This is a genomic window from Aeromonas sp. Y318-1, from assembly GCF_027706125.1.
GTDB classification, from domain to species: domain Bacteria; phylum Pseudomonadota; class Gammaproteobacteria; order Enterobacterales; family Aeromonadaceae; genus Aeromonas; species Aeromonas hydrophila.
This window is the reverse complement of the sequence record NZ_JAPDCM010000014.1, coordinates 38,095-61,938: the sequence shown is the minus strand read 5'-3', so window position 1 is coordinate 61,938 and position 23,844 is coordinate 38,095. Positions and strand designations below refer to the sequence as shown.

The window sequence follows — 23,844 nt, the reverse complement described above, 5'->3', positions numbered from 1 at the left end:
GTTCACATCTTGAGCAAGATCACAAAAAGAAATGAATCGAAAGGTTTGTGGCTGTTTTAGGGAGTCTGACGGCACTTTTCAATTCAATGAAAGCTTGATTTGCCATCGAGGCTGAGTGTTAATAGGGAAACGTAACGAAGTGAAAGCTCTACTTTCACCACAGGACTCCGGCAGAGAGACTATGCAAATCACCGAAAAGAGCGTGCTCGGCACCAGCGAGCGACGGGAGCGCATCATTCAACAGCTGCGCAGCAATGGCAGCGTTCAGGTCAACGAGCTGGCCGGCCACTATCAGGTCTCCACCGTCACCATCCGCAACGATCTGGCATTTCTGGAGAAACAGGGGGTGGCGGTGCGCGCCTATGGCGGCGCCCTGTTGTGTGAATCCGGCCAGCCGGTAGCCGAACGCACCATCGCCGACAAGAGCGTGCTCAACACCCCGGTCAAACAGCGCATCGGCGCCATGGCGGCGAGCCTGGTGCAGCCGGGCTGCCGCCTCATTCTCGACTCGGGCACCACCACCCTGGAGGTGGCACGCCACCTGCGCGATCACCAGGAGATAGTGGTGATGACCAACGGCATGAACGTGGCGAATGCCCTGCTGGAGGCGGAAGGGGTGGAGCTGCTGATGACGGGGGGCCATTTGCGTCGCAAGTCACTCTCCTTCTACGGCGCCCAGGCGGATCTCTCCTTGCAGAACTATCACTTTGACTTGTTGTTTCTCGGGGTGGATGGCATCGACCTGGAGCGCGGCGTCAGCACCCATCACGAAGACGAGGCCAGGCTCAACCGCTGCATGTGCCACGTGGCCGAGCGGATCATCGTCGTGACCGACTCCAGCAAGTTTGGCCGGCTGAGCCTGCACAAGATCATCGATACCCGGCGCATCCACACCCTGATCACCGACGACGCCATTGCGGCCGAGACCCTGGCCGGTCTGCGTCAGGCCGGGATAGAGGTGCTGCTGGTGGAGGCCTGAGCCGGCACTCGACTGAGAATGTGAAAGAGGGACGCTGCGGCGTCCCTCTTTCGTGGTTGGGGGCAAAGGTCAGCGTTGCTTGGGAAAGTAACGCTCGAGCAGGGCAGTGAGGATGGCCTGGCTCTCGGCATCCGCTTCACCACTGACCAGGGCGGGCCGAAAGTGGAGCTGGAAGGCGCGCAGAGCGGCGCGGCTCTGCTCGTCCCAGTTGCCGCTCGGGGCAATGCCGTAGCCGTAGCGGGCCAGTCGTTGCTGCCAGCCGAGGGCATCCCAGGCCGGTGCCGGCTGCCGGCGCAATTCAGCCAGCCGGGTTTCGTCGGGCCAGGCTCCCACCCCGTAGTGCAGGGCCAGCTCGCGCCAGGGGAAATGGGGGCCGGGATCCTGCTTGCGCTCGGGGGCGACATCGCTGTGAGCCAGCACCTGGGTGGGGGGGATCTGGTAGCGCTCGACCAGCTTGCGGGTGAGGGCTCCGAGGGCGGCTATCTGTGCCTGGGTGTAGGGCTGCCAGCGACGCTGGTGGGCGGGCAGCAGTTCGTCTTGTGGCGGGTAGCCGAGGTTGACGATTTCGATGCCGAGCGAGCTGGCATTGAGCCCCGCATATTGATGCCAGCGACTGCGGCCGGCATGCCAGGCGCGCTGGCTGTCGGGCACCAGCTGGTAGACCGGCAGCGGCCGTTCATGGGTATCGCGCGGGATCAGGTAGTGGGCGCTCACCTGATGGGCCGGCTCGGTCAGCAGGCGCAGGGAGTGGCCATCGTCTTCGTCCGTGTAGTGCAGGATCAGAAAGGCGATGCGCTCGTTCTGGCTGGCGCTCTGATAGTCGTGGTTGAGCCGATAGGGGGCGGGCTGGCAGGCACTAAGCAGCAGGGCGAGGCAGAGTGCAAACCCGTGGCGAGGAGTGCCCGGGAGGTGAATACCCAGTTGCCATGGCCGGCGCCACCCACCGGCCGCCTGCTGGCGGGATGACGGTGAGTGCAGACGCCGGCCCATGGTTCAGCCGCGATACTTGGCGGTGAGACCGATGAGGAAGTTGCGCAGGATCTGATCCCCGCAATCCTGATAGTGCTTGTGGTCCCGTGAACGGAACAGGGCACTCAGCTCGGACTTGGAGAGGTTGAAGTGGGCCAGCTTGAGGGTGCCCAGCATGTCCTCTTCCTTGAAGTTGAGGCCGATGCGCAGCTTGCGCAGGATCATGTTGTTGTTGATCCGGTTCGGGATCACCTGGGCCGGCGCATCTTCCCGCGCGCCGCGGCGCACCAGGATGAAGCCGTCGAGGAACTGGCTCAGGGCCGAATCCGGACAGGCGGCAAAGCCCGCTTCCTGCTCTTCCCCTTCCTCCGCCTCTTTGATCAGCCAGCCGTGCAGCTGGGCATGGGTGACGGTCAGGTTGCCCTTGGCAAACATGTCGACCATCTGGTCGTTGCTGATGCTGAGGGCGTAGCGCAGGCGGCGCAAAATATCGTTGTTGGTCATGTCGACTCCTGTGGAAACGGCGCAACTTTACCATCTGGCGGGGCCCGCGTCAGAAAAAGCGGGTTGCCCGGTTCAGGATAGATAGCGTGGTGCCTCCTGGCGTACCTGCTCCATCGCATCCTGCAGCTCCAGCAGCTCGGGCTCGAGTTCGGCCACCGGCACCCCGTCGCGCAGCTGCTGCTCCAGCTGGGAGAGCAGCCGTTGCAGGCCGGGCACGCCGGAATAGGCGCAGCCGCCGTTGAGGCGATGGAGCTGGGCCAGCACCTCGCTATCCTCCACCTGGCCGGCAAGCGCCGCCTCCAGCACCGGATCCACCTCGTCGAAACTGGCCATCAGCATGGTCAGCATCTCCTTGGCGAGATCCAGCTTGCCCGCCGCCTGACGCACCGCCAGCGCCCAGTCGATCTGCTGGCTGGCGTGATTCTGGTGGCGACGATGGGCGAAGTCGGTGATGAGCTTGGCCAGCATGGCCTCGTCGATGGGCTTGGCCAGGTAGTCGTCCATGCCCTGGCGGATCAGCCGTTCCCGCTCGCCGGGAATGGCGTGGGCGGTGACCGCGACGATGGGCGTCTCGGTGTTGAGCGACTGGCTGCGAATCGCCTGGGTGGCGCTGATGCCGTCCATGATCGGCATCTGGATATCCATGAAGATGATGTCGAACGGCTGGCTCTGGGCCAGTCTGACCGCCTCCTTGCCGTTCTTGCACACCACCACCTGGCTCACCATCTCCTTGAGCATGGCGGCGATGAGCTTGAGGTTGGCGGCGTTGTCGTCCACCGCCAGCACCTTGATCTCCTGCACGCTGCGCGGGGAGGGGGTCGGCAGCGGGGCGCTGCGGACCGCCTCGGGGGAGAGCAGGGCATGCAGCAGCTTGCGATGGTTGATGGGTTTGGAGAGGCAGTGCTGGGCGCCGTGGGCCAGCATGGCCTCGTAGAGCGAAGGCTCGTGGCTGCTGAGCAGCACTATGGTGTTCTGCTGGCGATCCAGCCCGTCGAGGCGCGCCACCACCTGTTGTGGACTGTGCTGGGTGCCGCTACCGATGATCACCATGTCCTGGCTGCTCATTTCGGGCCAGGGGGCATCGCTGGCGAGGGATTGCACCTCCAGCTGCCACTCCGCCAGCAGGGCGCAGAGGGCCGAGTGGCTGAAGGGATCCGGCTCCAGCAGCCAGACCCGTTTGCCCTGAATGCGATCCAGCGGCAGCTTGTCGGTCTGGGGCAGGGGAGAGACCTCCAGATCCAGGCTGAAGGAGAAGACAGAGCCCTTGCCGAGCTCCGATTCGAACCGGATCTGGCCACCCATCTGCTGTACCAGCTTCTGGGTGATGACCAGGCCCAGCCCCGTGCCGCCATAGCGGCGGGAGATGGAGGAGTCGGCCTGGTTGAAGGCCTGGAACAGCTGGCGCTGCTGCTCTTCCGAGATGCCGATGCCGGTGTCGCGGATCAGCACGTTGAGCCGCACCTTGCTGCCGCTGGCACTGCCGATCTGCTCGATGCGCACATCCACGTTGCCGTGCTCGGTGAACTTGATGGCGTTGCCGGTAAGGTTGGTCAGCACCTGCTGCAGGCGCATGGGGTCGCCGGTGAGGTAGTCCGGCACCTCGGCATCCACCTGCAGGGAGAGCTCCAGCTGCTTGTCGTGAGCGCTGGGGCCGAGCAGGTGCATGGTCTCGTTGAGGGTGTCGCGCAGGCTGAACGGGATGTGCTCCAGCTGCAGCTTGCCCGCCTCCAGCTTGGAGAAGTCGAGGATGTCGTTGATGATGCCGAGCAGGTTGCGAGCCGACTTCTCGATGGTCTGCATGTAGTCGGTCTGGCTCGGGGTCAGGCTGGTCTTGAGCAGTTGGCGGGTAAAGCCGATGACCCCGTTGAGCGGGGTGCGCAGCTCGTGGGACATGTTGGCGAGGAACTCCGACTTGACCCGCGCCGCCTCCTGCGCCCGCTTCTTGGCCATGTCGAGCTCGACGTTCTGGATCTCGATCTGCTCCAGCGTCTCGCGCAAGTCGGAGGTGGCCTGATCGATGTTCTGCTGCATCTCCTCGTGGTATTCCGAGAGCGCCTTGGCCATGGCGTTGATGCCGTTTTTCAGCATGTCCAGTTCGCCGGTGAGCTGACCGCTGACCCGGGTATCGAGCCGCCCCTCCCTGATCTTGTGCACCGCCTGCACCATGTCGGTGATGGGCTGGGTCACGCTCTTGACCAGCCTGAAGCCGAACAGGGTACTGAAGGCGATGCCGATGAGCACCATGATCACCGCGAAGAAGGTGTCGCGGTATTGCAGGATCATGGCCCGGTCGGTGGTCATCTGCATGGAGATGTAGCCGATCATCGGCGGCTCCACGTCGCTCGGCAGCGGGAAGCCGTCCATGCTGGTCTCGGCCTGGATCGGGGTGCGCAGTATGATGTCGTCGCCATAGAGGGTGACGCTGGTGAGCTCGGGGATCTGGCTGCCGTCCGGCAGCCGCAGCCGGGTGAAGTCCCTGTGGTAGTTGGACGTCACGAACAGCTGATTGTCCTGGGTGAAGACGGCGATGGACTTGATGAGCGGCGAGTTCTTGCGGTGGGTGAGGCCGATCAGCCGCTTGAGCGACTCGCGACTGTGCTGGGTCATCCCGTATTCGCTGGCGATGGCCAGCGGCTCTATGATGTTGATGCCCTGATCGATGAGGTTGTTTTCCAGCTGCTGGTAGCGGTGGAAAGTGAAATAGCCGGCCATCAGGCCGCCGATGATCAGGGTCGGCAAGATGGTAAAGGCCAGCACACGCGCCCGAAGGCCGTATTTGGTCATGCGGATGGTCCCCCGATGAGCAGGGTTGGCAATGGCGTAAACGAGCGGGAGCGGGCCCACAGGCCGTATTTGGTCATACTATTATTCTTGTGGGACAATAGCCTGCTGCAGATTCCACAATCATGACATAGCCACCTATAGGCACCAAGTTTTATGGCCCAGTTTTTCAAGCCCCAAAAGAAATCCACCCAGCCCCAACGCATTGAATTTACGGTAGACAGCCTGGATCACCACTGCGTCGGGATCGGCCGCCACCAGGGCAAGGCGATCTTCATCGAAGGGGCGCTGCCCGGTGAGCAGGTCAAGGCCCGCATCCTCGAAGACAAGAAGCAGTATGCCCACGCCGCCCTGCAACAGGTGGTGACCCCGGCGGCCAATCGCATCGCCCCCTTCTGCAGCCACTACCGCGAGTGCGGCGGCTGCAGTGCCCAGCACCTGGCCGAAGGGGATCAGCGCGCCGCCAAGGAGGCCGGACTGGTCAGCCTGTTCAAGCGGCTCGGCAACATCCAGCCTCCGGCGCTGGAGCCCGTGCTGGGCGGAGAGTCCCGCGCCTATCGCCGGGTCTGCCGGCTGGCCATCAAGTTCGACAAGAACGGCCGCTGCACCCGGGTGGGCTTTCGTCGTCGCCAGTCGAACGATCTGGTGGAGATCGGCGGTTGCCCGGTGCTGGCCGAGCCGCTCTCCGTGCTGATCAGCCCGCTGCGCGAGTGCCTCAACCGCCTCAAGAGCCAGCGCGAGCTGGGCCATGCGGAGCTTATCCAGGCCGAGCAGGGGATCCTGATGCTGCTGCGCCATACCGGTCGGCCGACCGAGGCGGATCGGGCGCAGCTGATCGAGTTTGCCAAGACGCAGGGGATCGACCTCTATCTGCAGGCGGCCGACGAGCAGATTGAGCCGCTGCACCAGCAGTTTGCCCCCTCCTATTCGCTGGATGGCCTGTCTCTTGCATTCGCACCCGGTGACTTCATTCAGGTCAATGCGCCGGTCAACCAGCGCATGGTGGAGCAGGCGCTCTCCTGGCTGGAGGCGGGCAAGGATGACAAGGTGCTCGATCTGTTCTGCGGTATCGGCAACTTCACCCTGCCGCTGGCCCGTCAGGCCCGCGAAGTAGTGGGGGTGGAAGGGGAGCTGGCCATGGTGGCGCGCGCCGAAGAGAACGCCCGTCGCAACGGCATCAACAATGCCCGTTTCTACAAGGCGGACTTGAGCGGCGACATCGCCGGCATGTCCTGGGCACGGGAGGGCTTCGATCTGGTGCTGCTGGATCCGGCCCGTCCCGGTGCGTTCGAGGTGATGGAGCATGTCGTGAAACTTTCACCCAGACGGGTGGTCTACGTTTCCTGTAATCCGGTCACCCTGGCGCGCGACAGCCAGGTGCTGGTGAAAGGGGGCTACCGGCTGGTGCGCCTCGGCATGCTCGACATGTTCCCCCACACCGGCCATCTGGAGTCCATGGCGCTGTTCGAGCGCAAGTAACGGGCGCAGCGGGGCAGATGGAATGGTACCGCCGCAGGGGCGTCGGCTCGCCAGGTTGGGTGGCATTTGCCCTGTCCATAACGCTGTCTGGGCGGCCATGATTGGGGTAATCTAGACCCTCGTAAATCGGCAGGGGCTGGCGGAGAACTCTATTGTCTTTCTTGACAATATGCCTTGAAAACATCTCCGCATATCCCCATTTGAGGCATTCTCATGAGGGGGAGGGGGCGACAGCCTTCGGCCCAATAATTTAAAGGATTGATACCATGGTTGCGGTTCGCGATATTCATTTGAAAGACAACTTCACCCTGGAGGAGTGGGTCAGCTCGCTCACCCTGAGTGACAGTGACAAGGATCAGCTGCGAACCGTCTACCAGTACTGTCTGACGCTCGGTGACGAAGCGCTCACCAACCGCCTGCTGGTACGCGGGGTCGAGATGGTGGGCATCCTGCTGATGCTCAGCATGGATCTCGGCACCCTCAAGGCCGCCATCATCTATCCCTTCGTGGAAGCTGGTCTCATCAGCCAGGAGCGGATGGACGAGGACTTCGGCCCCAAGATCGCCAAGCTGGTGGAAGGGGTGCTGGAGATGGAGGCCATCCGCTCCCTGCAGACCCTGCACCGCAGCGAAACCTCGCCAGAACAGGTCGACAACGTGCGGCGCATGCTGCTCGCCATGGTCGAGGATGTGCGCGCCGTGGTGATCAAGCTGGCTGAGCGGATCGCCTGCCTGCGGGAAGCGAAGAAGGCGGATGAAGAGACCCGGGTGCTGATGGCCCAGGAGATCACCAACATCTACGCCCCGCTGGCCAACCGGCTCGGCATCGGTCAGCTCAAGTGGGAGCTCGAGGATCTCGCCTTCCGCTACCTGCACCCGGATACCTACAAGCAGATCGCCAAACAGCTGGATGAGAAGCGGCTCGATCGGGAGCGCTACATCCGCGAGTTCGTGCAGTCTCTGCGCGATGCCCTGAAAGAGGCGGGGGTCGAGGCCGAGGTCTACGGCCGGCCGAAACACATCTACAGCATCTGGCGCAAGATGCAGAAGAAGCACCTCGAATTCAACGAACTGTTCGACGTGCGGGCTGTGCGGGTGGTGACCAAGCGGCTGCAGGATTGCTATGCGGCGCTCGGCATCGTCCACACCCACTTCCATCACATTCCCCGCGAGTTTGACGACTACGTCGCCAACCCCAAACCCAACGGCTACCAGTCCATCCACACCGTGGTGGTGGGGCCCGAGGGCAAGACGGTGGAGATCCAGATCCGTACCGACCAGATGCACCAGGATGCCGAACTCGGCGTCGCGGCGCACTGGCGCTACAAGGAAGGGGCGCAGGCTGGAGGCAAGGCCAACACCTTCGAAGACAAGATCGAGTGGCTGCGCAAGCTGCTCGCCTGGCAGGAAGATCTCTCCGAGAGCGGCTCCCTGCTGGAGGATCTGCGCAGTCAGGTGTTCGAGGACAGGGTCTACGTCTTCACCCCGAAAGGGGATGTGATCGACCTGCCGGCGGGCGCCACCCCGCTCGATTTTGCCTATCACGTGCACAGCATGATCGGCCACCGCTGCATCGGCGCCAAGATCGACGGCCGCATCGTGCCGTTCACCTATGCGCTGCAGACCGGCGATCAGGTGGAGGTGATCACCCAGAAGGAGCCGAACCCGAGCCGCGACTGGATGAACCCCAACTCCGGCTTCCTGCGCTCCAGCCGGGCGCGGGCCAAGGTGGCCACCTGGTTCAGAAAGCTGGATCGGGACAAGAACATCGCCGCCGGCAAGGAGTTGTTGGAGAAGGAGCTCGACAGGCACAACCTGACCCTCTCCAAGGTGGACAAGGTGGTGCTGGAGCGCTTCCATGCCGACGAGCTGGAAGATCTGCTGGCCGGCATCGGCAGCGGCGACATCCGTATCAACCAGCTGCTGAACTACCTGGACACCCGCTACAACAAGCCGACGGCGGAAGAGGAAGATCGCCGCCTGCTGGAGAAGCTGGAGCAAAAGGCCAACGTGCCGTTCCGGCCCAAGCCCAAGGATCACATAGTGGTGGAAGGGGTCGGCAACCTGATGACCCACATCGCCCGTTGCTGCCAGCCCATTCCGGGGGACGGCATCCAGGGCTTCATCACCATGGGGCGCGGCGTCTCCATCCACCGGGAGGATTGCGAGCAGCTCAAAGAGCTCTCCCGTCGCAACCCGGAACGGCTGATCGACGCGGTATGGGGGGAGAACTACTCCGGCGGCTACGGCCTCACCATCCGCATCCTCTCCAACGACCGCTCCGGCTTGCTGCGCGACATCACCACCGTGCTGGCCAACGAGAAGATCAACGTGATGGGGGTGCGCTCACGCTCCAACGTGCGCGAGCAGACCGCCGAGATCGACATGGAGCTGGAGATTTACAACATCAACGCCTTCAACCGGGCGTTGGCCAAGCTCAGTCAGCTCAACGACGTGATCAGCGCCAAGCGCCTCTGATTGTCATCAACAACCAACTCGTGACCGACCGCCAGGTCGGTCACTGTTTTCCCCCTGCGTTACGAATCAAGAAGCGAATATCCCATGTCCCAACGTTACGACCTGCCTCAACTGCTCGACATCATGGCCAGATTGCGCGACCCGAACGGGGGTTGCCCCTGGGATCTGAAGCAGAGCTTCCAGACCATAGTGCCGCACACTCTGGAGGAGGCCTACGAGGTGGCCGATGCCATCGAAACCCAGGATTGGGACGGATTAAAGGGTGAACTGGGCGATCTGCTGTTTCAGGTAGTGTTCTACGCGCAGCTCGGCAAGGAACAGGGGCTGTTCGATTTTGCCGATATCGTCGATACGGTGAGCGAGAAGCTGATCCGCCGCCATCCCCATGTTTTCTCCGATGCCGATCTTGGCGACGAGCAGGCGGTGAAGGTGAACTGGGAGGCGGAAAAAGCCAAAGAGCGTGCCGCGCTCGACAAGGAGAGCGTGCTCGATGACATCCCGCTCTCGCTGCCGGCGCTGACCCGCGCCGCCAAGATCCAGAAGCGCTGCGCCACTGTCGGCTTCGACTGGAAGACCCTGGGCCCGGTGGTGGACAAGATCCACGAGGAGATCGACGAGGTGATGGAAGAGGCGCTGATGGCCGACGTGGACGAAGAACGGGTGAGCGATGAGCTCGGCGATCTCTTGTTCGCCACCGTCAATCTGGTACGCCATCTGGGCAAGGATCCGGAGCAGGTATTGCGGGGCGCCAACGCCAAGTTCGAACGCCGGTTTCGTCAGGTTGAGCAGTTTATCGCCGCAGAAGGGCTGAAAGTGAGCGATTGTTCGCTGGAAAAGCTCGATGCCGCCTGGGACAGGGCCAAGGAAACCGAACAAAGTTGATTTGGCGCAAGATGGGGGCGCCGGGAGCCTGATAGATTTTTGTTCATTGTTTGGGAGAGGGGGTTTTGGTATACTGTTTCCCCGTCCTGCTTCATCCCCGAAGCACCCCTTAAAATTCCCTAAACTTCTTTCAGGTTCAGCATGACGACAAAATATATTTTTGTAACTGGTGGCGTTGTTTCATCCCTCGGCAAAGGCATTGCCGCAGCTTCTCTGGCAGCCATTCTGGAAGCCCGTGGTCTGGATGTGACCATCATGAAACTGGACCCCTATATCAACGTGGATCCGGGCACCATGAGCCCGACCCAGCACGGTGAAGTGTTCGTAACCGAGGACGGGGCCGAGACCGATCTGGACTTGGGCCACTACGAGCGTTTCATCCGCACCAAGATGACCCGCCGCAACAACTTCACCACCGGTCGCATCTATGCAGACGTGCTGCGCAAAGAGCGCCGTGGCGACTATCTGGGCGCCACCATTCAGGTGATCCCGCACATCACCAACGCCATCAAGGAGCGGGTGATTGCCGGTGCCGAAGGCCATCAGGTTGCTATCGTCGAAGTGGGCGGTACCGTGGGCGATATAGAGTCCCTGCCGTTCCTCGAAGCCATTCGTCAGCTGGCTGCCGAAGTGGGTCGCAACAATGCCATGTTCATGCACCTGACGCTGGTTCCTTACCTGGCTGCCGCCGGTGAAGTGAAGACCAAGCCGACCCAGCATTCCGTCAAAGAGCTGCTCTCCATCGGTATCCAGCCAGACGTGTTGATCTGCCGCTCCGACCGTGCCATTCCGGCCGTTGAGCGCGCCAAGATCGCTCTGTTCTGCAACGTGCCGGAGCGCGCCGTCATCTCCATGAAAGACGTCGACTCCATCTACAAGATCCCGGCACTGCTCAAGTCCCAGAACCTGGACTCCTACTTCACCGAGCGTTTCGGTCTGGAGTGCAAGGAGGCCGATCTGGCCGAGTGGGAACAGGTCATCTATGAAGAGGCCAACCCGACTGCAGAAGTGACCATCGGCATGGTCGGCAAGTACGTATCCCTGCCGGATGCCTACAAGTCCGTCAACGAGGCACTCAAGCACGGTGGCCTGAAGACCCGTCTGTCCGTCAACATCAAGTACATCGATTCCCAGGACATCGAGACCCGTGGCGCCGAGCTGCTGGAAGGTCTGGACGCGATCCTGGTACCCGGTGGCTTCGGTGAGCGCGGCGTGGAAGGCAAAATTCAGGCGGCCCAGTATGCTCGCGAGAACAAGATCCCCTACCTGGGTATCTGCCTCGGCATGCAGGTTGCCATGATCGAATTCGCCCGCAACGTGGCAGGCATGGAAGGGGCTCACTCTTCCGAATTCAAGAAGGATTGTGCCTATCCGGTGGTGGGTCTCATCACCGAGTGGGTGGATGACGAAGGCAACGTCGAGACCCGTACCGAGAAGTCCGATCTGGGCGGTACCATGCGTCTGGGTTCCCAGCTCTGCCACCTGGTCGAAGGTTCCAAGGTGCGCCAGATGTACGGCAGCCCGACCATTTACGAGCGCCACCGTCACCGTTATGAAGTGAACAACAAGTTGCTGCCGCAGATTGAAGCAGCAGGCCTGAAAGTGACCGGTCTCTCCGCCGACAAGAAGTTGGTGGAAATTATCGAGATCCCGGATCACCCTTGGTTCGTGGCCGCGCAGTTCCACCCGGAGTTCACCTCGACTCCCCGTGATGGCCACGCCCTGTTCGCCGGTTTTGTGAAGGCGGCAGGCGAGTATCAGAAGCGTAATCTGAAGTAATTGAAAATAAATGCGGTTGGGGCCCTGTGCCACAGCCGCTTTTTTTGGCATATTTTTGTTGTTTTTTTACGAAACCTGAGGAAATACACATGTCCAAGATCGTTAAAGTGATCGGTCGTGAAATCATCGACTCCCGTGGTAACCCGACCGTTGAGGCCGAAGTTCACCTGGAAGGTGGTTTTGTTGGTATGGCAGCCGCTCCGTCTGGCGCGTCCACCGGTTCCCGCGAAGCGCTGGAACTGCGTGACGGCGACAAGAGCCGTTTCCTGGGTAAAGGCGTGCTGAAAGCTCTCGAAGCCGTAAACGGCCCGATCGCTCAAGCTCTGCTGGGTAAAGATGCCAAGGACCAGGCCACTGTCGACCAGATCATGATCGACCTCGACGGTACCGAGAACAAATCCAAGTTCGGCGCCAACGCCATCCTGGCTGTTTCCCTGGCCAACGCCAAAGCTGCCGCTGCTGCCAAAGGCATGCCGCTGTACGCCCACATCGCCGAGCTGAACGGCACCCCGGGTGTCTACTCCATGCCGCTGCCGATGATGAACATCATCAACGGTGGTGAGCACGCCGACAACAACGTCGACATCCAGGAGTTCATGATCCAGCCGGTTGGCGCCAAGACCCTGAAAGAAGCTGTCCGCATGGGCGCTGAAGTGTTCCACAACCTGGCCAAAGTGCTGAAGTCCAAGGGCTACAACACTGCCGTTGGTGACGAAGGTGGTTTCGCTCCGAACCTGAAATCCAACGCCGAAGCGCTGGAAGTGATCGCCGAAGCCGTTGCCGCTGCCGGTTACAAACTGGGCACCGACATCACCCTGGCCATGGACTGCGCTGCTTCCGAGTTCTACGACGCAGAGAAGAAAGAGTACAACCTGAAAGGCGAAGGTCGTGTCTTCACCTCCAACGGTTTCTCTGACTTCCTGGCTGACCTGACCACCAAGTTCCCGATCGTCTCCATCGAAGATGGCCTGGACGAATCTGACTGGGAAGGTTTCGCCTACCAGACTGCCGAGCTGGGCAAGAAAATCCAGATCGTGGGTGACGACCTGTTCGTAACCAACACCAAGATCCTGAAGCGCGGTATCGACAACGGCATCGCCAACTCCATCCTGATCAAGTTCAACCAGATCGGTTCCCTGACCGAAACTCTGGCTGCCATCAAGATGGCCAAAGACGCTGGCTACACTGCCGTCATCTCCCACCGCTCCGGTGAGACCGAAGACGCTACCATCGCCGACCTGGCCGTTGGTACCGCTGCTGGCCAGATCAAGACCGGTTCCATGAGCCGTTCTGACCGTGTTGCCAAGTACAACCAGCTGATCCGTATCGAAGAAGCGCTGGGTGCCAAGGCTCCGTTCCGTGGTCTGAAAGAAGTGAAGAACCAGGCTTAATTTTCGCCTGCTTCCACGCTTTGCAAAGCCCCGCCAATCGGCGGGGCTTTTTCGTTTCTGCCGCCGCCGCGGCGGGTTTCTGCATTTTTTATTCCGGCCCAACCCATCCGGGGCACAGGCTTTCTTTTGTCTTGCCTGCGAATATGGGAAACTAGACCGCTTGAAGGAGACTCAGTGCATGCGGCTACTCACTCTTATCCTGCTTCTCCTGTTGGGGGGGCTTCAATATGACCTCTGGCTGGGGAAGAACGGCCTGTCTGACTATCATGAGCTGTCCGATGCCATCACCCGGCAACAGCAGGACAATCTGGTACTCAAGGATCGCAACAACCTGATTTATCGCGAGATCGACGATCTGACCTCGGGCCTGGAAGCCATCGAGGAGCTGTCGCGCAACGATCTTGGCTACATCAAGCAGGGCGAGACCTTCTACCGGATCATCCCCAAGGACAAAGACAAGGGTTCCAGCTCCGGAGACGCAGCCTACGATGACTGATCTCCGCCCCGGGCTGACCGCCATCGTCCCGGCAGCGGGCATCGGCAGCCGAATGGGGGCCGAGTGCCCCAAACAGTATCTGCAGCTGGCGGGTCTGACCATTCTGGAACATACCCTGACCCGGCTGCTCTCCCACCCGGCCATCGCTCAGGTGATCGTGGTGCTGGCTCCCCATGACCGCTGGTTCGACACCCTGGCCGTGGCCGCCGATCCGAGGATCCTGCGAGTGGAAGGGGGCGCCGAGCGGGCCTTTTCCGTGCTCAATGCGTTGCACGTGGCCGCAGGGGAGTGGGTGCTGGTGCACGACGCAGCCCGCCCTTGTCTGACCCACGGCGATCTCGATGCCCTGATTGCCACCGCCATGGCCTGTGATGGTGCCATCCTCGGCAGCCGGGTGCGCGACACCATGAAGCGCTCCGACGGGGCGGGCAACATCCTCGCCACCGTCGATCGCGAGCAGCTCTGGCATGCCCTGACCCCCCAGATGTTTCCCACTCGTCCTCTGCTGCGGGCACTGGAAGAGGGGTTGGCGCTGGGGGCCACGATCACCGATGAGGCCTCCGCCATGGAGCGTGCCGGTTTCACGGTGCGGATGGTGGAAGGACGAGCCGACAATATCAAGGTGACCCGGCCGGAGGATCTCTCTCTGGCGGGGCTCTATTTGCAGCAACAGAACGCGCGCCAGCCGGCGCAACCCGATTCACCCACAGAGGAGCTGGCATGATCCGGATTGGACATGGTTTTGATGTACACAAGTTTGGTGGGGTTGGCCCCTGCATGCTGGGCGGGGTGGCGGTGCCGTATGAGCAGGGCCTGCTGGCTCACTCCGATGGCGATGTGGTGCTGCACGCCGTGAGCGATGCGCTGCTCGGCGCCATCGGTGCCGGTGATATCGGCCGTCACTTTCCCGACACGGCGGCCGAGTTCAAGGGGATCGACAGCCGCATCCTGCTGCGGGACGTGTTTGCCCGGGTGCAGCAGTCGGGCTATGCCATCGGCAACCTGGATGTGACCATCATTGCCCAGGCACCCAAGATGGCGCCGCATATCGACGCCATGTGCGCCGTGCTGGCCGCCGATCTGCAATGTGATTTGAACCGGGTGAACGTCAAGGCGACCACCACCGAACAGCTGGGATTCACGGGGCGCAAGGAAGGGATCGCCACCGAAGCCGTCGTCTTACTGGTGAAACAATAATGCTGGAACAACTTGCCTATCTGCACGGGGCGCCGACTGCCCGTGGCATCCTCAAGGCACAAGCCGCCGATTTCGTGGTCAATGAAGATCTCGGGTTTGAACCCTGTGGCGAGGGGGAGCACATCTTCGTCCGGGTGCGTAAAACCGGGGAGAATACCGCCTGGGTGGCTGGTCTGCTGGCCGATGCGGCCGGGGTCAACCGCAATGCGGTGACCTGGGCCGGGCTGAAAGACCGCCACGCGGTGACCGAACAGTGGTTCGGCATTCATCTGCCAGGCAAGGCGGAACCTGATCTCTCTGTGATCGAGAGCGACAGCATCCAGATCCTGCAGGTGAAGCGCCACAACAAGAAGCTGCGGGTCGGCTATCTCAAGGGCAACCACTTCACCCTGCGCCTCACCGGGCTGGAGCAGGCCGACGGTCTGGAATCGCGCCTGCAGGCCATCGCGGAGCAGGGGGTGCCCAACTATTACGGCGAGCAGCGTTTTGGCCGTGGCGGCAACAACCTGGAGGCGGCCAAGGCGATGTTCGCCGGCAAGCGGATCAAGGATCGCAACAAGCGCTCCCTCTATCTCTCCGCTGCCCGCAGCATGCTGTTCAATGCCATCGTCAGTGCCCGCATCGAGCAGGGACTGGCCCATCAGCTGCTGGCCGGCGACTGTGTGATGCTCAAGGGCAGCCACTCCATCTTCAGCGAAGAGGGCGTGACCCCTGAGCTGGCGGCGCGTCTGGCCTCCGGCGACGTGCAGCTCACCGCGCCCCAGTGGGGCCGTGGCCGGTTGGCCAGCCAGGGTGCCGCCGCCGAGTTCGAACAGAGCGTGCTGGCCCCCTATCACGATTGGTGTGACGGCCTGGAAAAAGCCGGGCTGGACCAGGACCGCCGCCCGCTGCTGCTCAAGCCGCAAGCCATGAGCTGGCAGCTGGAGGGGGCCGTGTTGACCCTGTCGTTCTTCCTGCCGGCCGGGGCGTTTGCCACCAGCGTGGTGCGCGAGTTAATGCAGGCCGAAGAGGCCGATCATGGTTTCAGGAATCAGTCCGATGAGAATTCTGGTCAGTAATGATGACGGTGTGCATGCGGAGGGCATAAGAGCCCTCAGCGAGGCGCTGGCTGCCTGTGGCGAGGTCATCGTGGTGGCACCGGATCGCAATCGCAGCGGGGCGAGTCATTCCCTGACGCTGGAAGTGCCGTTGCGGGTCACCCGCATCGCCGAAACCGGATATCATGCGGTGAAGGGCACGCCGACCGACTGCGTGCACCTGGCGGTCAACGAGCTGGTGCGCCCGGAGCCCGACATGGTGGTGGCCGGCATCAACCACGGCGCCAACCTGGGGGATGATGTCATCTACTCGGGCACAGTGGCGGCGGCAACCGAGGGACGCCACCTCGGCTTCCCCTCGCTGGCCATCTCGCTGGTAGGCAAGACCCATTTCGCCACGGCGGCCCACTACGCCGCCCAGCTGGTGAAGGGCATGATGGTGCACCCGCTGCCTGCCGATCAGATCCTCAACGTCAATGTGCCGGACCTGCCCCTCGATCAGATCAAGGGGATCAGGGTGACGCGCCTTGGCAACCGCCACCGGGCGGAATCGGTCATATGCAGCGAGGACCCCCGTGGCCAGCCCATCTACTGGATTGGCCCCCTCGGCAGCCAGCAAGATGCGGGCGAAGGCACGGATTTTGCCGCCATCGAGCAGGGCTACGTCTCGATCACCCCCCTGACCATCGATATGACTGCCTACAGCAGTCTGGCGGGGCTGGGGGCTTGGTTGGACCTGCAGGGATGAAGGTGTGATAGTACAGCGCCTGTTAAACCAGCTGATCGCGCAGGACATTCGCGATTTCCGCGTACTCGCGGCGATTGCCAAGGTGCCGCGCCAGCTGTTCGTGGATGAAGCCATGGCCCACAAGGCCTGGGACAATACGGCGTTGCCCATCGGCCACGGTCAGACCATCTCGCAACCCTACATGGTGGCGCGGATGACCGAGCTGCTGATCCAGAACGATCCGGCCCATGTGCTGGAGATCGGCACTGGCTCGGGTTACCAGACGGCGGTGCTGGCTCATCTGGTAGAGCACGTCTACACGGTGGAGCGGATTAAGTCGCTGCAGTTCCAGGCCCGGCGCCGGCTGCGTCAGCTCGATTTGCACAATGTCTCCGCCAAGCACGGCAATGGCTGGCTGGGCTGGCCCAACAAGGGCCCCTTCGACGCCATTCTGGTCACGGCGGCCGCCAGCGAGGTGCCGACGGCCCTTACCGACCAGCTGGCCGACGGTGGCCGGCTGGTGTTGCCGGTGGGGGACAGCCAGCAGACCCTGCAGCTGATCGAGCGGTCGGGCTCCCAGCTGACCAGCCGGATCCTGGAGCCGGTCCGTTTTGTCCCCCTGATTGACGGAGATGTCGAGTGAAGTTGTTTTCCCGCCTCTATGTGCTGGTGATGCAGTGGGCACGCCACAAGTATGCCCCCTGGTATCTGGCGATCACCGCCTTCATCGAGTCGGTGTTCTGGCCCATTCCGGTGGACGTGATGCTGGCCCCCATGGCGCTGGCCAGACCGCACAAGGCTTGGCACTACGCCGCACTGGCGACCCTGTTCTCCGTGCTGGGCGCGCTGTTCGGCTATCTGCTCGGTTATGCCCTGTGGGAGCCAGTGGTCCAGCCGCTGGTGGTCTCGGTGGGTTATGAAGACAAGATTGCCTTGGCCCGGCAATGGTTCGAGCAGTGGGGCATCTGGGTTATTTTTATTGCCAGTTTCACGCCGATCCCCTACAAGGTGTTTACCGTGACGGCCGGCCTGTTGCAAATGGCACTGCTGCCCTTCATCGTGACCTCGCTGATCGGGCGTGGCATGCGCTTTTTCCTGGTGGCAGGTCTGATGCGCTGGGGTGGCGAGAAGATGGAGCGCAAGCTGATGCACTATGTGGATGTGCTGGGTTGGCTCTGTATTGGTTTGGCCGTTGTGGCCTATTTCTGGTTTAGTCGTTAAAGGATCCACTATGCGTTCGCGTGTTTGGCAAGGAAGCAGTGTCGTCGTGTTGTCATGGCTGCTGCTCGCTTGCTCTTCCAGTAAGACTGCTGCTCCGGTACAAGGATTGGGCAATGATGGTCTCGTCTCTACCATTCCGGCTCGCCAGATAGCGGCCCAGCCCGCCATTCAGGGCAACAGCTACACGGTGAAAAAAGGGGACACCCTCTACTCCATCGCCTTCAATTCGGGCAATGACGTGCCCTCGCTGGCCAGTCTCAACGGCATCAGCCCCCCCTACAACATCTATCCGGGTCAACAGATCCGGCTCGATGCTTCCGGCAGCACCATGGCTGTTGCGCGCAGTGCAGGTACCTATCAGGTTCGTCCAGGGGATACGCTGAGCAGCATTGGCCGCCAGTTTGGCATGTCGAATCAGACTCTGGCACAAAGCAACAATCTGCAGGCACCCTACGCCCTGCAGGTCGGGCAGGTGCTGAATGTGCAGTCCGCCAGCAGCGGCAGCGGTAGTAGCCAGATGGTGGCGGCGACGCGCCCGGTGGTGACCCAGAGCTCCGGCCCCGAACCCCTGGCGCCAGCGACCTCAGGTACGACCACTCCATTTATCAAACAGAAAACGATTGCTCAGCCATCTTCAAAAGAATACGCTCAGGTAAAAGAACAAAAATCAGACAATTCCTACAGCAAGCTATCTTGGCACTGGCCTACCAAGGGCCGGATCGTCGAAGGTTTCTCTGTTGCAGAACAGGGTAACAAGGGCATAGATATCGCCGGTCAGAAGGGGCAACCCATCTACGCGGCGAGCGGCGGCAAGGTCGTCTATGCCGGTAGCGCACTGAGGGGTTATGGCAAGCTGATCATTCTCAAGCATGATGATGACTACCTCTCTGCTTACGCTCACAACGATGAGTTGCGAGTGAAGGAAGGGGATAGCGTCAAAGGCGGATCAGTCATTGCCAACATGGGTAGCACGGACGCGCCGGATGTGCGATTGCACTTTGAAATCCGGTACAGAGGCAAGTCGATTAACCCGATGAGCCATTTGCCAAAGCGTTAGACCCAGAGAGTTAAGTCTTACTCTGGTGCCGGTCAGGGAGACACGCCATGAGCCAAGAACAACTGGTTATGCAGGATGCAGAGTTAGAGTTCGACGAAGAGCTGGAGACCCACGAAGAGGAAGAAGTTCAGGAAGTCGCGGCCGAGGCCGAAGAGACGATTTCCGATGAACTGATGGCGCCTGAACTGAACAAGGTGATGGACGCCACCCAGCTCTATCTCGGGGAGATTGGTTTTTCCCCGTTGCTCACCGCCGAAGAAGAAGTCTATTACGCCCGTCGTGCCTTGCGAGGTGACAAAGCCGCCCGCAAGCGCATGATCGAGTCCAATTTGCGACTGGTGGTCAAGATCGCCCGTCGCTACAACAACCGCGGCCTGGTGCTGCTCGATCTCATCGAAGAGGGCAACCTCGGCCTCATCCGCGCAGTCGAGAAATTCGATCCCGAGCGTGGCTTCCGTTTCTCTACCTATGCCACCTGGTGGATCCGTCAGACCATAGAGCGGGCCATCATGAATCAGACCCGTACCATCCGTCTGCCCATTCATGTGGTCAAGGAGCTGAACGTCTATCTGCGCACCGCCCGCGAACTCTCCCATCGGCTCGATCATGAACCGACGGCGGAAGATATCGCTTTCGCGCTGGATCGCTCGGTAGACGATGTGAATCGCATGCTCAAGCTCAACGAGAAGATCACCTCGGTCGATACCCCTATCGGTGGCGATCGCGACAAGGCGCTGCTGGATGTGCTCTCCGACGAGCGCGGCATGGGCCCTGAGCTGGAGTCCCAGGATGACGACATGCGCGCCAGCATAGTGCACTGGCTGGAGGAGCTGAACCCCAAGCAGCGCGAGGTGCTGGCCCGTCGCTTCGGTCTGCTCGGCTATGAGCCGGCGACTCTGGAAGACGTGGGCGCCGAGATTGGACTGACCCGCGAGCGGGTTCGCCAGATCCAGGTAGAAGGGCTGCGCCGCTTGCGGGAGATCCTGCTGGGGCAGGGACTCTCCATCGAGGCGCTGTTCCGTACCAACTAATGGCTGTGAGAGTGAAGATCCTTACCAAGCAAAACAAAAAGGGGCCGAAGGCCCCTTTTTCATGCTGACTGGATCCGCTGGATCAAACCGGATCCAGGGTATCCAGCGGCCAGCGTGGCACGGCCTTGACTGCCAGTGGCTCGAACACCCCGGCTTTCAGGCGCTGCATGCCGGCATAGGCGATCATGGCGCCATTGTCGGTGCAATATTCGGTGCGCGGGTAGAACACTTCCCCCTTGAGGCTCTCCATCAGCTCGGCCAGCTGGGCGCGCAGATGACGGTTGGCGCTGACGCCGCCGGCCACCACCAGGCGATTGAGGCCGGTCTCCTTCAAGGCGCGGCGACACTTGATGGCCAGGGTGTCGACTACCGCGTCTTCAAACGCTCGGGCGATATCGGCGCGGGTCTGTTCATCATCACCGTTGGCGGCGATGGTGTTGGCGGCGAAGGTCTTGAGGCCGGAGAAGCTCATGTCGAGCCCGGGGCGGTCGGTCATGGGACGCGGGAAGGTGAAGCGCCCGGTGGTCCCCTTCTCCGCCAGCCGAGAGAGCAGCGGACCGCCTGGGTAATCCAGTCCCATCAGCTTGGCCGTCTTGTCGAAGGCTTCGCCTGCAGCATCATCGATCGACTCGCCCAGCAGCTGATAGCTGCCGATGCCATCGACCCGTACCAGCATGGAGTGACCGCCGGAAACCAGCAGCGCCACGAAGGGAAACTCGGGGGCTCGTTCTTCCAGCATGGGCGCCAGCAGGTGGCCTTCCATGTGGTGCACGGCAATGGCCGGTTTGTTCCAGGCCATCGCCAGCGAGCGGCCGATGGTGGCCCCCACCAGAATGGCGCCAACCAGGCCTGGACCTGCGGTGTAGGCGATGCCGTCGATGTCGTCCTTGCCCAGTCCCGCCTCTCGCAACGCGGCCTGGATCAAGGGGATCGTCTTGCGGACGTGATCCCGGCTGGCCAGCTCGGGAACGACGCCGCCGTAGTCCGCATGCAGCTTGACCTGGCTATATAACTGGTGGGAAAGGATCCCTTTTTGATCGTCGAAGATCGCGATCCCGGTTTCGTCACAGGATGTCTCTATGCCCAATACACGCATTGCTAAAAAATTTCACTGCTAAAATGAGACGGCTATGGTAACCTTCGCGGGTTTTTTAAACCAGAGCGATCTCTGCGGGTTTACTTTCATTCCCTGTCCAGAGTATAATTTCGCACCATTTTAAGACATGCTGATCGATTGAAGGTCAGCTAACAATTTATCACTGAGGTGAAAGGCACATGCCAGTAATCAAAGTCCGTGAAAATGAGCCGTTTGACGTTGCTCTGCGTCGCTTCAAGCGTTCTTGCGAAAAAGCCGGTATCCTGTCCGAAGTTCGTAGCCGTGAGTTCTACGAGAAGCCGACTACCATTCGCAAGCGTGCCAAAGCGTCTGCCGTTAAGCGTCACGCCAAGAAGCTGTCCCGCGAAAACGCACGTCGTATCCGCCTGTACTAATCAAGGGTTCATGCCGTGTCGCTGAAGGATCAACTCAAGGATCAACAAAAACTCGCCATGCTTGCCAAAGACAAGGCTCGCTTGGGAGCGATCCGTTTGTTGATGGCTGAAATCAAGCAACGTGAAGTTGATACCCGTGTCGAGCTCAATGATCAGGATATCCTCGCTGTGGTGACCAAAATGGTCAAACAGCGTCGTGATTCCATCAGTCAATTCGAAGCTGCCGGTCGCCAGGATCTTGCCGACAAAGAGTCCGCAGAGATCGTTGTGTTGCAGGAGTTCCTGCCGCAACAGCTGACCGCAGCCGAAATTGCCGCACTGATTGAGCAAGCCATCGCTGAAAGTGGTGCTGCCGTCATGGCTGACATGGGCAAAGTCATGGCTGTCTTGAAGCCGAAAATTCAGGGGCGTGCCGATGTCGGCGCCGTCAGTGCTCAGGTGAAAACCCGCTTGGCGTAACAGGCAACTCTCTTGTTTGGTCAAAGAAGCCGTGCTTCCCTGGGAATGCGCGGCTTTTTTATTTTCTATGCAATGAAACAGGACGGTTATGGCAGGCAGGATCCCACAATCCTTCATCGATGATCTGCTCGTACGCACCGATATAGTCGAGTTGATCGACTCGCGGGTGCGGCTGAAGAAAGCCGGTAAGAACTACCAGGCTTGCTGCCCTTTTCATAACGAAAAAAGCCCCTCTTTTACTGTCAGTCAGGAGAAGCAGTTCTATCACTGCTTTGGTTGCGGCGCTCACGGCAATGCCATCGGCTTTGTCATGGAGTATGACGGGCTCGAATTTCCCGATGCCATTGAGGAACTTGCCAGCCTGCACGGCATGCAGGTTCCCCGTGAGCAGACAGCAGGTGGGGCGAGCAGTAGCCAACCTGCGGTCAGCAAGGATTTGTTCGAGCTGATGAACCAGATTGCCCGTTTCTACGAGAGCAATCTCAAGAACGCGCCGCAGGCGGTGGAATACCTGAAGGGGCGCGGTCTGACCGGTGAAGTGGTCAAGCGCTTCAACATCGGGTATGCCCCTGCCGATTGGGATCAGGTGCGTCGGCGCTTTGGTGCCAGCCGGGAGCACGAGCAGTTACTCATCTCGGGCGGCATGCTGATCACTCGTGACAGCGGGCCCGGCAGCTATGATCGCTTTCGCGATCGCATCATGTTCCCGATCCGTGACAAGCGTGGCCGGGTCATCGGTTTCGGTGGCCGGGTGCTGGGGGAGGGGACGCCCAAGTATCTGAACTCGCCGGAAACACCCATCTTCCACAAGGGGCGAGAGTTGTTCGGCCTTTACGAGGTCAAGCAGGCACACAAGGATCCGCGCCGGATCCTTGTGGTGGAAGGCTATATGGATGTGGTGGCGCTCGGCCAGTACGACATCGATTATGCGGTGGCGGCGCTGGGCACCGCGACCACCAGCGACCATATCCATACCCTGTTTCGTACCACGGCCGAGGTCGTCTGCTGCTACGACGGCGACAATGCCGGTCGGGAAGCGGCTTGGCGGGCGCTGGACAATGCACTTTCCCATCTGCAGGACGGCCGTGAACTCAAGTTCGTGTTTTTGCCGGATGGGGAGGATCCTGACTCGCTGGTGCGCCAGATAGGCAAGGAGGGATTTGAAGCTCTGCTCGACCAGGCCCAGCCGTTCGCCGACTTCATGTTTGAGCGCCTCGGGCGCGATGCGGCTCTTTCCGGTGAAGCGGGCAAGTTCGAAGTGGCCAACAAGGCCGCCGAGCTGATCCGGCGAGTCCCGGAAGGGTTCACGCGTGAGGGGTTGATCACCCGCCTCTCCAGCATGATGCGTTGGGGGGAGAACAAGCAGCGGATCGCCGAACTGTTTGCCCGCAACAGTCAGCCAAAGGCCGAGGTCAACAAGCCCAAGGCGGCCAAGCTGACGCCGCTGCGCCGGGCATTGGCACTGATGGTGCAGTATCCGGCGATCACGGCCGAGCTGCCGCCCATGCCTGAACTGGCCGGACTGCGCCTGCAGGGCATCAAATTCCTGCTGCAGTTGCATCAACAGATCCTGACTCAACCCGGGGTCACGACGGGCATCCTGCTGGAGCACTGGCGTGGCACCAAAGAGGGAGAGATCCTGGCGCAACTGGCAATGCACGATCTGTTTGAAGAGGTAAAACTCGACCAGGAGCCGGATATTCTGGGAGAATTGCAGGATACTTTCGTCGGTTTCATCAACCTGTTCCTGAAGCAGCGCATCGAGGAATTGCAGGCCAAGGTGGCACAGGAAGGGCTAAGCTCTGAGGAAACTCAGGAGCTGATGATGCTGATCAGAGAGGTGCAAATTGAGAAAAGAAATGAGAGTGGGGCTTGATATTTGAGTGA

At 61.0% G+C, this 23,844-nt stretch carries 22 protein-coding genes; 18 read left to right on the top strand and 4 right to left on the bottom strand.

Annotated features, from left to right (window positions below):
* Window positions 1-181: 181 nt before the first annotated feature.
* Window positions 182-979, top strand: a complete 798-nt coding sequence (locus OKB87_RS19065) for a DeoR family transcriptional regulator (protein WP_005309410.1) — start codon at window positions 182-184, stop codon at window positions 977-979.
* A 69-nt stretch (window positions 980-1,048) separates the two neighbouring features.
* On the opposite strand, the gene OKB87_RS19060 is transcribed toward OKB87_RS19065, so the two are convergent.
* From OKB87_RS19060 to barA, 3 genes are all read right to left on the bottom strand, one after another.
* Window positions 1,049-1,969 carry an N-acetylmuramoyl-L-alanine amidase gene (locus OKB87_RS19060; RefSeq protein ID WP_270828270.1) on the bottom strand — a complete coding sequence of 307 codons (921 nt, stop codon included), beginning with the start codon at window positions 1,967-1,969 and terminating at the stop codon, window positions 1,049-1,051.
* A gap of 3 nt (window positions 1,970-1,972) precedes the next feature.
* Entirely contained in the window at window positions 1,973-2,452 is a 480-nt protein-coding gene (locus tag OKB87_RS19055; RefSeq protein ID WP_011704763.1) for a DUF1456 family protein, read from the bottom strand.
* Between the two features lie 72 nt (window positions 2,453-2,524).
* Entirely contained in the window at window positions 2,525-5,236 is a 2,712-nt protein-coding gene (barA, locus tag OKB87_RS19050; protein ID WP_024946174.1) for a two-component sensor histidine kinase BarA, read from the bottom strand.
* Between the two features lie 153 nt (window positions 5,237-5,389).
* Between barA and rlmD the strand changes: the two genes are divergently transcribed.
* From rlmD to rpoS, 14 genes are all read left to right on the top strand, one after another.
* Window positions 5,390-6,712, top strand: a complete 1,323-nt coding sequence (gene rlmD / locus OKB87_RS19045) for a 23S rRNA (uracil(1939)-C(5))-methyltransferase RlmD (protein ID WP_270828269.1) — start codon at window positions 5,390-5,392, stop codon at window positions 6,710-6,712.
* A gap of 266 nt (window positions 6,713-6,978) precedes the next feature.
* The gene (gene relA, locus OKB87_RS19040; protein WP_016349532.1) at window positions 6,979-9,189 is read left to right on the top strand and encodes a GTP diphosphokinase; all 2,211 of its coding nucleotides are present in this window, start codon (window positions 6,979-6,981) and stop codon (window positions 9,187-9,189) included.
* 84 nt (window positions 9,190-9,273) lie between these two features.
* On the top strand, window positions 9,274-10,071 hold the full coding sequence (gene mazG, locus OKB87_RS19035; RefSeq protein ID WP_041217124.1) for a nucleoside triphosphate pyrophosphohydrolase: 798 nt from the start codon (window positions 9,274-9,276) through the stop codon (window positions 10,069-10,071).
* A 141-nt stretch (window positions 10,072-10,212) separates the two neighbouring features.
* Window positions 10,213-11,850, top strand: coding sequence for a glutamine hydrolyzing CTP synthase (gene pyrG, locus OKB87_RS19030; protein ID WP_017410643.1), 1,638 nt, complete (start codon window positions 10,213-10,215; stop codon window positions 11,848-11,850).
* A gap of 89 nt (window positions 11,851-11,939) precedes the next feature.
* On the top strand, window positions 11,940-13,241 hold the full coding sequence (gene eno / locus OKB87_RS19025; RefSeq protein ID WP_106553325.1) for a phosphopyruvate hydratase: 1,302 nt from the start codon (window positions 11,940-11,942) through the stop codon (window positions 13,239-13,241).
* 178 nt (window positions 13,242-13,419) lie between these two features.
* Complete coding sequence (gene ftsB, locus OKB87_RS19020; protein WP_011704770.1) at window positions 13,420-13,737, top strand: cell division protein FtsB; 318 nt, start codon at window positions 13,420-13,422, stop codon at window positions 13,735-13,737.
* Window positions 13,730-14,461: a 2-C-methyl-D-erythritol 4-phosphate cytidylyltransferase gene (gene ispD / locus OKB87_RS19015; RefSeq protein ID WP_270828268.1), complete on the top strand. Its 732-nt coding sequence runs from the start codon at window positions 13,730-13,732 to the stop codon at window positions 14,459-14,461. The genes ftsB and ispD overlap by 8 nt, the downstream gene beginning before the upstream one ends.
* Window positions 14,458-14,934, top strand: coding sequence for a 2-C-methyl-D-erythritol 2,4-cyclodiphosphate synthase (ispF, locus tag OKB87_RS19010; protein WP_065479376.1), 477 nt, complete (start codon window positions 14,458-14,460; stop codon window positions 14,932-14,934). The genes ispD and ispF overlap by 4 nt, the downstream gene beginning before the upstream one ends.
* On the top strand, window positions 14,934-15,992 hold the full coding sequence (gene truD, locus OKB87_RS19005) for a tRNA pseudouridine(13) synthase TruD (protein WP_077096098.1): 1,059 nt from the start codon (window positions 14,934-14,936) through the stop codon (window positions 15,990-15,992). The genes ispF and truD overlap by 1 nt, the downstream gene beginning before the upstream one ends.
* Window positions 15,973-16,719 carry a 5'/3'-nucleotidase SurE gene (gene surE, locus OKB87_RS19000; protein ID WP_270828267.1) on the top strand — a complete coding sequence of 249 codons (747 nt, stop codon included), beginning with the start codon at window positions 15,973-15,975 and terminating at the stop codon, window positions 16,717-16,719. Before truD ends, surE begins: the two co-directional genes overlap by 20 nt.
* A 4-nt stretch (window positions 16,720-16,723) precedes the next feature.
* Window positions 16,724-17,341, top strand: coding sequence for a protein-L-isoaspartate(D-aspartate) O-methyltransferase (locus tag OKB87_RS18995; protein ID WP_011704775.1), 618 nt, complete (start codon window positions 16,724-16,726; stop codon window positions 17,339-17,341).
* On the top strand, window positions 17,338-17,919 hold the full coding sequence (locus tag OKB87_RS18990) for a YqaA family protein (RefSeq protein ID WP_016349540.1): 582 nt from the start codon (window positions 17,338-17,340) through the stop codon (window positions 17,917-17,919). Before OKB87_RS18995 ends, OKB87_RS18990 begins: the two co-directional genes overlap by 4 nt.
* A 10-nt stretch (window positions 17,920-17,929) precedes the next feature.
* Window positions 17,930-18,976, top strand: coding sequence for a peptidoglycan DD-metalloendopeptidase family protein (locus OKB87_RS18985; RefSeq protein WP_270828266.1), 1,047 nt, complete (start codon window positions 17,930-17,932; stop codon window positions 18,974-18,976).
* Between the two features lie 47 nt (window positions 18,977-19,023).
* The gene (gene rpoS / locus OKB87_RS18980; RefSeq protein WP_011704778.1) at window positions 19,024-20,007 is read left to right on the top strand and encodes an RNA polymerase sigma factor RpoS; all 984 of its coding nucleotides are present in this window, start codon (window positions 19,024-19,026) and stop codon (window positions 20,005-20,007) included.
* Window positions 20,008-20,089: 82 nt separating this feature from the next.
* On the opposite strand, the gene tsaD is transcribed toward rpoS, so the two are convergent.
* A complete protein-coding gene (tsaD, locus tag OKB87_RS18975) occupies window positions 20,090-21,103 on the bottom strand; it encodes a tRNA (adenosine(37)-N6)-threonylcarbamoyltransferase complex transferase subunit TsaD (RefSeq protein ID WP_024946180.1) in 1,014 nt (337 codons plus the stop codon).
* Window positions 21,104-21,282: 179 nt separating this feature from the next.
* On the opposite strand from tsaD, the gene rpsU reads away from it, so the two are divergent.
* The 3 genes from rpsU (at window position 21,283) to dnaG (ending at window position 23,833) form a co-directional block, all read left to right on the top strand.
* Complete coding sequence (gene rpsU / locus OKB87_RS18970) at window positions 21,283-21,498, top strand: 30S ribosomal protein S21 (protein ID WP_005309452.1); 216 nt, start codon at window positions 21,283-21,285, stop codon at window positions 21,496-21,498.
* Between the two features lie 15 nt (window positions 21,499-21,513).
* Window positions 21,514-21,957 (top strand): GatB/YqeY domain-containing protein, encoded by a 444-nt coding sequence (locus tag OKB87_RS18965; protein ID WP_016349543.1) that lies wholly within the window; start codon window positions 21,514-21,516, stop codon window positions 21,955-21,957.
* Between the two features lie 88 nt (window positions 21,958-22,045).
* Window positions 22,046-23,833: a DNA primase gene (dnaG, locus tag OKB87_RS18960; protein ID WP_242796129.1), complete on the top strand. Its 1,788-nt coding sequence runs from the start codon at window positions 22,046-22,048 to the stop codon at window positions 23,831-23,833.
* Window positions 23,834-23,844: the final 11 nt, after the last annotated feature.

Excerpts from the sequence above, each read along its gene's own strand:
- OKB87_RS19065 (WP_005309410.1), top strand. The coding sequence starts at position 182 with ATGCAAATCACCGAAAAGAGCGTGCTCGGCACCAGCGAGCGACGGGAG.
- OKB87_RS19060 (WP_270828270.1), bottom strand. The coding sequence starts at position 1,969 with ATGGGCCGGCGTCTGCACTCACCGTCATCCCGCCAGCAGGCGGCCGGT.
- OKB87_RS19055 (WP_011704763.1), bottom strand. The coding sequence starts at position 2,452 with ATGACCAACAACGATATTTTGCGCCGCCTGCGCTACGCCCTCAGCATC.
- barA (WP_024946174.1), bottom strand. The coding sequence starts at position 5,236 with ATGACCAAATACGGCCTTCGGGCGCGTGTGCTGGCCTTTACCATCTTG.
- rlmD (WP_270828269.1), top strand. The coding sequence starts at position 5,390 with ATGGCCCAGTTTTTCAAGCCCCAAAAGAAATCCACCCAGCCCCAACGC.
- relA (WP_016349532.1), top strand. The coding sequence starts at position 6,979 with ATGGTTGCGGTTCGCGATATTCATTTGAAAGACAACTTCACCCTGGAG.
- mazG (WP_041217124.1), top strand. The coding sequence starts at position 9,274 with ATGTCCCAACGTTACGACCTGCCTCAACTGCTCGACATCATGGCCAGA.
- pyrG (WP_017410643.1), top strand. The coding sequence starts at position 10,213 with ATGACGACAAAATATATTTTTGTAACTGGTGGCGTTGTTTCATCCCTC.
- eno (WP_106553325.1), top strand. The coding sequence starts at position 11,940 with ATGTCCAAGATCGTTAAAGTGATCGGTCGTGAAATCATCGACTCCCGT.
- ftsB (WP_011704770.1), top strand. The coding sequence starts at position 13,420 with ATGCGGCTACTCACTCTTATCCTGCTTCTCCTGTTGGGGGGGCTTCAA.
- ispD (WP_270828268.1), top strand. The coding sequence starts at position 13,730 with ATGACTGATCTCCGCCCCGGGCTGACCGCCATCGTCCCGGCAGCGGGC.
- ispF (WP_065479376.1), top strand. The coding sequence starts at position 14,458 with ATGATCCGGATTGGACATGGTTTTGATGTACACAAGTTTGGTGGGGTT.
- truD (WP_077096098.1), top strand. The coding sequence starts at position 14,934 with ATGCTGGAACAACTTGCCTATCTGCACGGGGCGCCGACTGCCCGTGGC.
- surE (WP_270828267.1), top strand. The coding sequence starts at position 15,973 with ATGAGAATTCTGGTCAGTAATGATGACGGTGTGCATGCGGAGGGCATA.
- OKB87_RS18985 (WP_270828266.1), top strand. The coding sequence starts at position 17,930 with ATGCGTTCGCGTGTTTGGCAAGGAAGCAGTGTCGTCGTGTTGTCATGG.
- rpoS (WP_011704778.1), top strand. The coding sequence starts at position 19,024 with ATGAGCCAAGAACAACTGGTTATGCAGGATGCAGAGTTAGAGTTCGAC.
- tsaD (WP_024946180.1), bottom strand. The coding sequence starts at position 21,103 with ATGCGTGTATTGGGCATAGAGACATCCTGTGACGAAACCGGGATCGCG.
- rpsU (WP_005309452.1), top strand. The coding sequence starts at position 21,283 with ATGCCAGTAATCAAAGTCCGTGAAAATGAGCCGTTTGACGTTGCTCTG.
- dnaG (WP_242796129.1), top strand. The coding sequence starts at position 22,046 with ATGGCAGGCAGGATCCCACAATCCTTCATCGATGATCTGCTCGTACGC.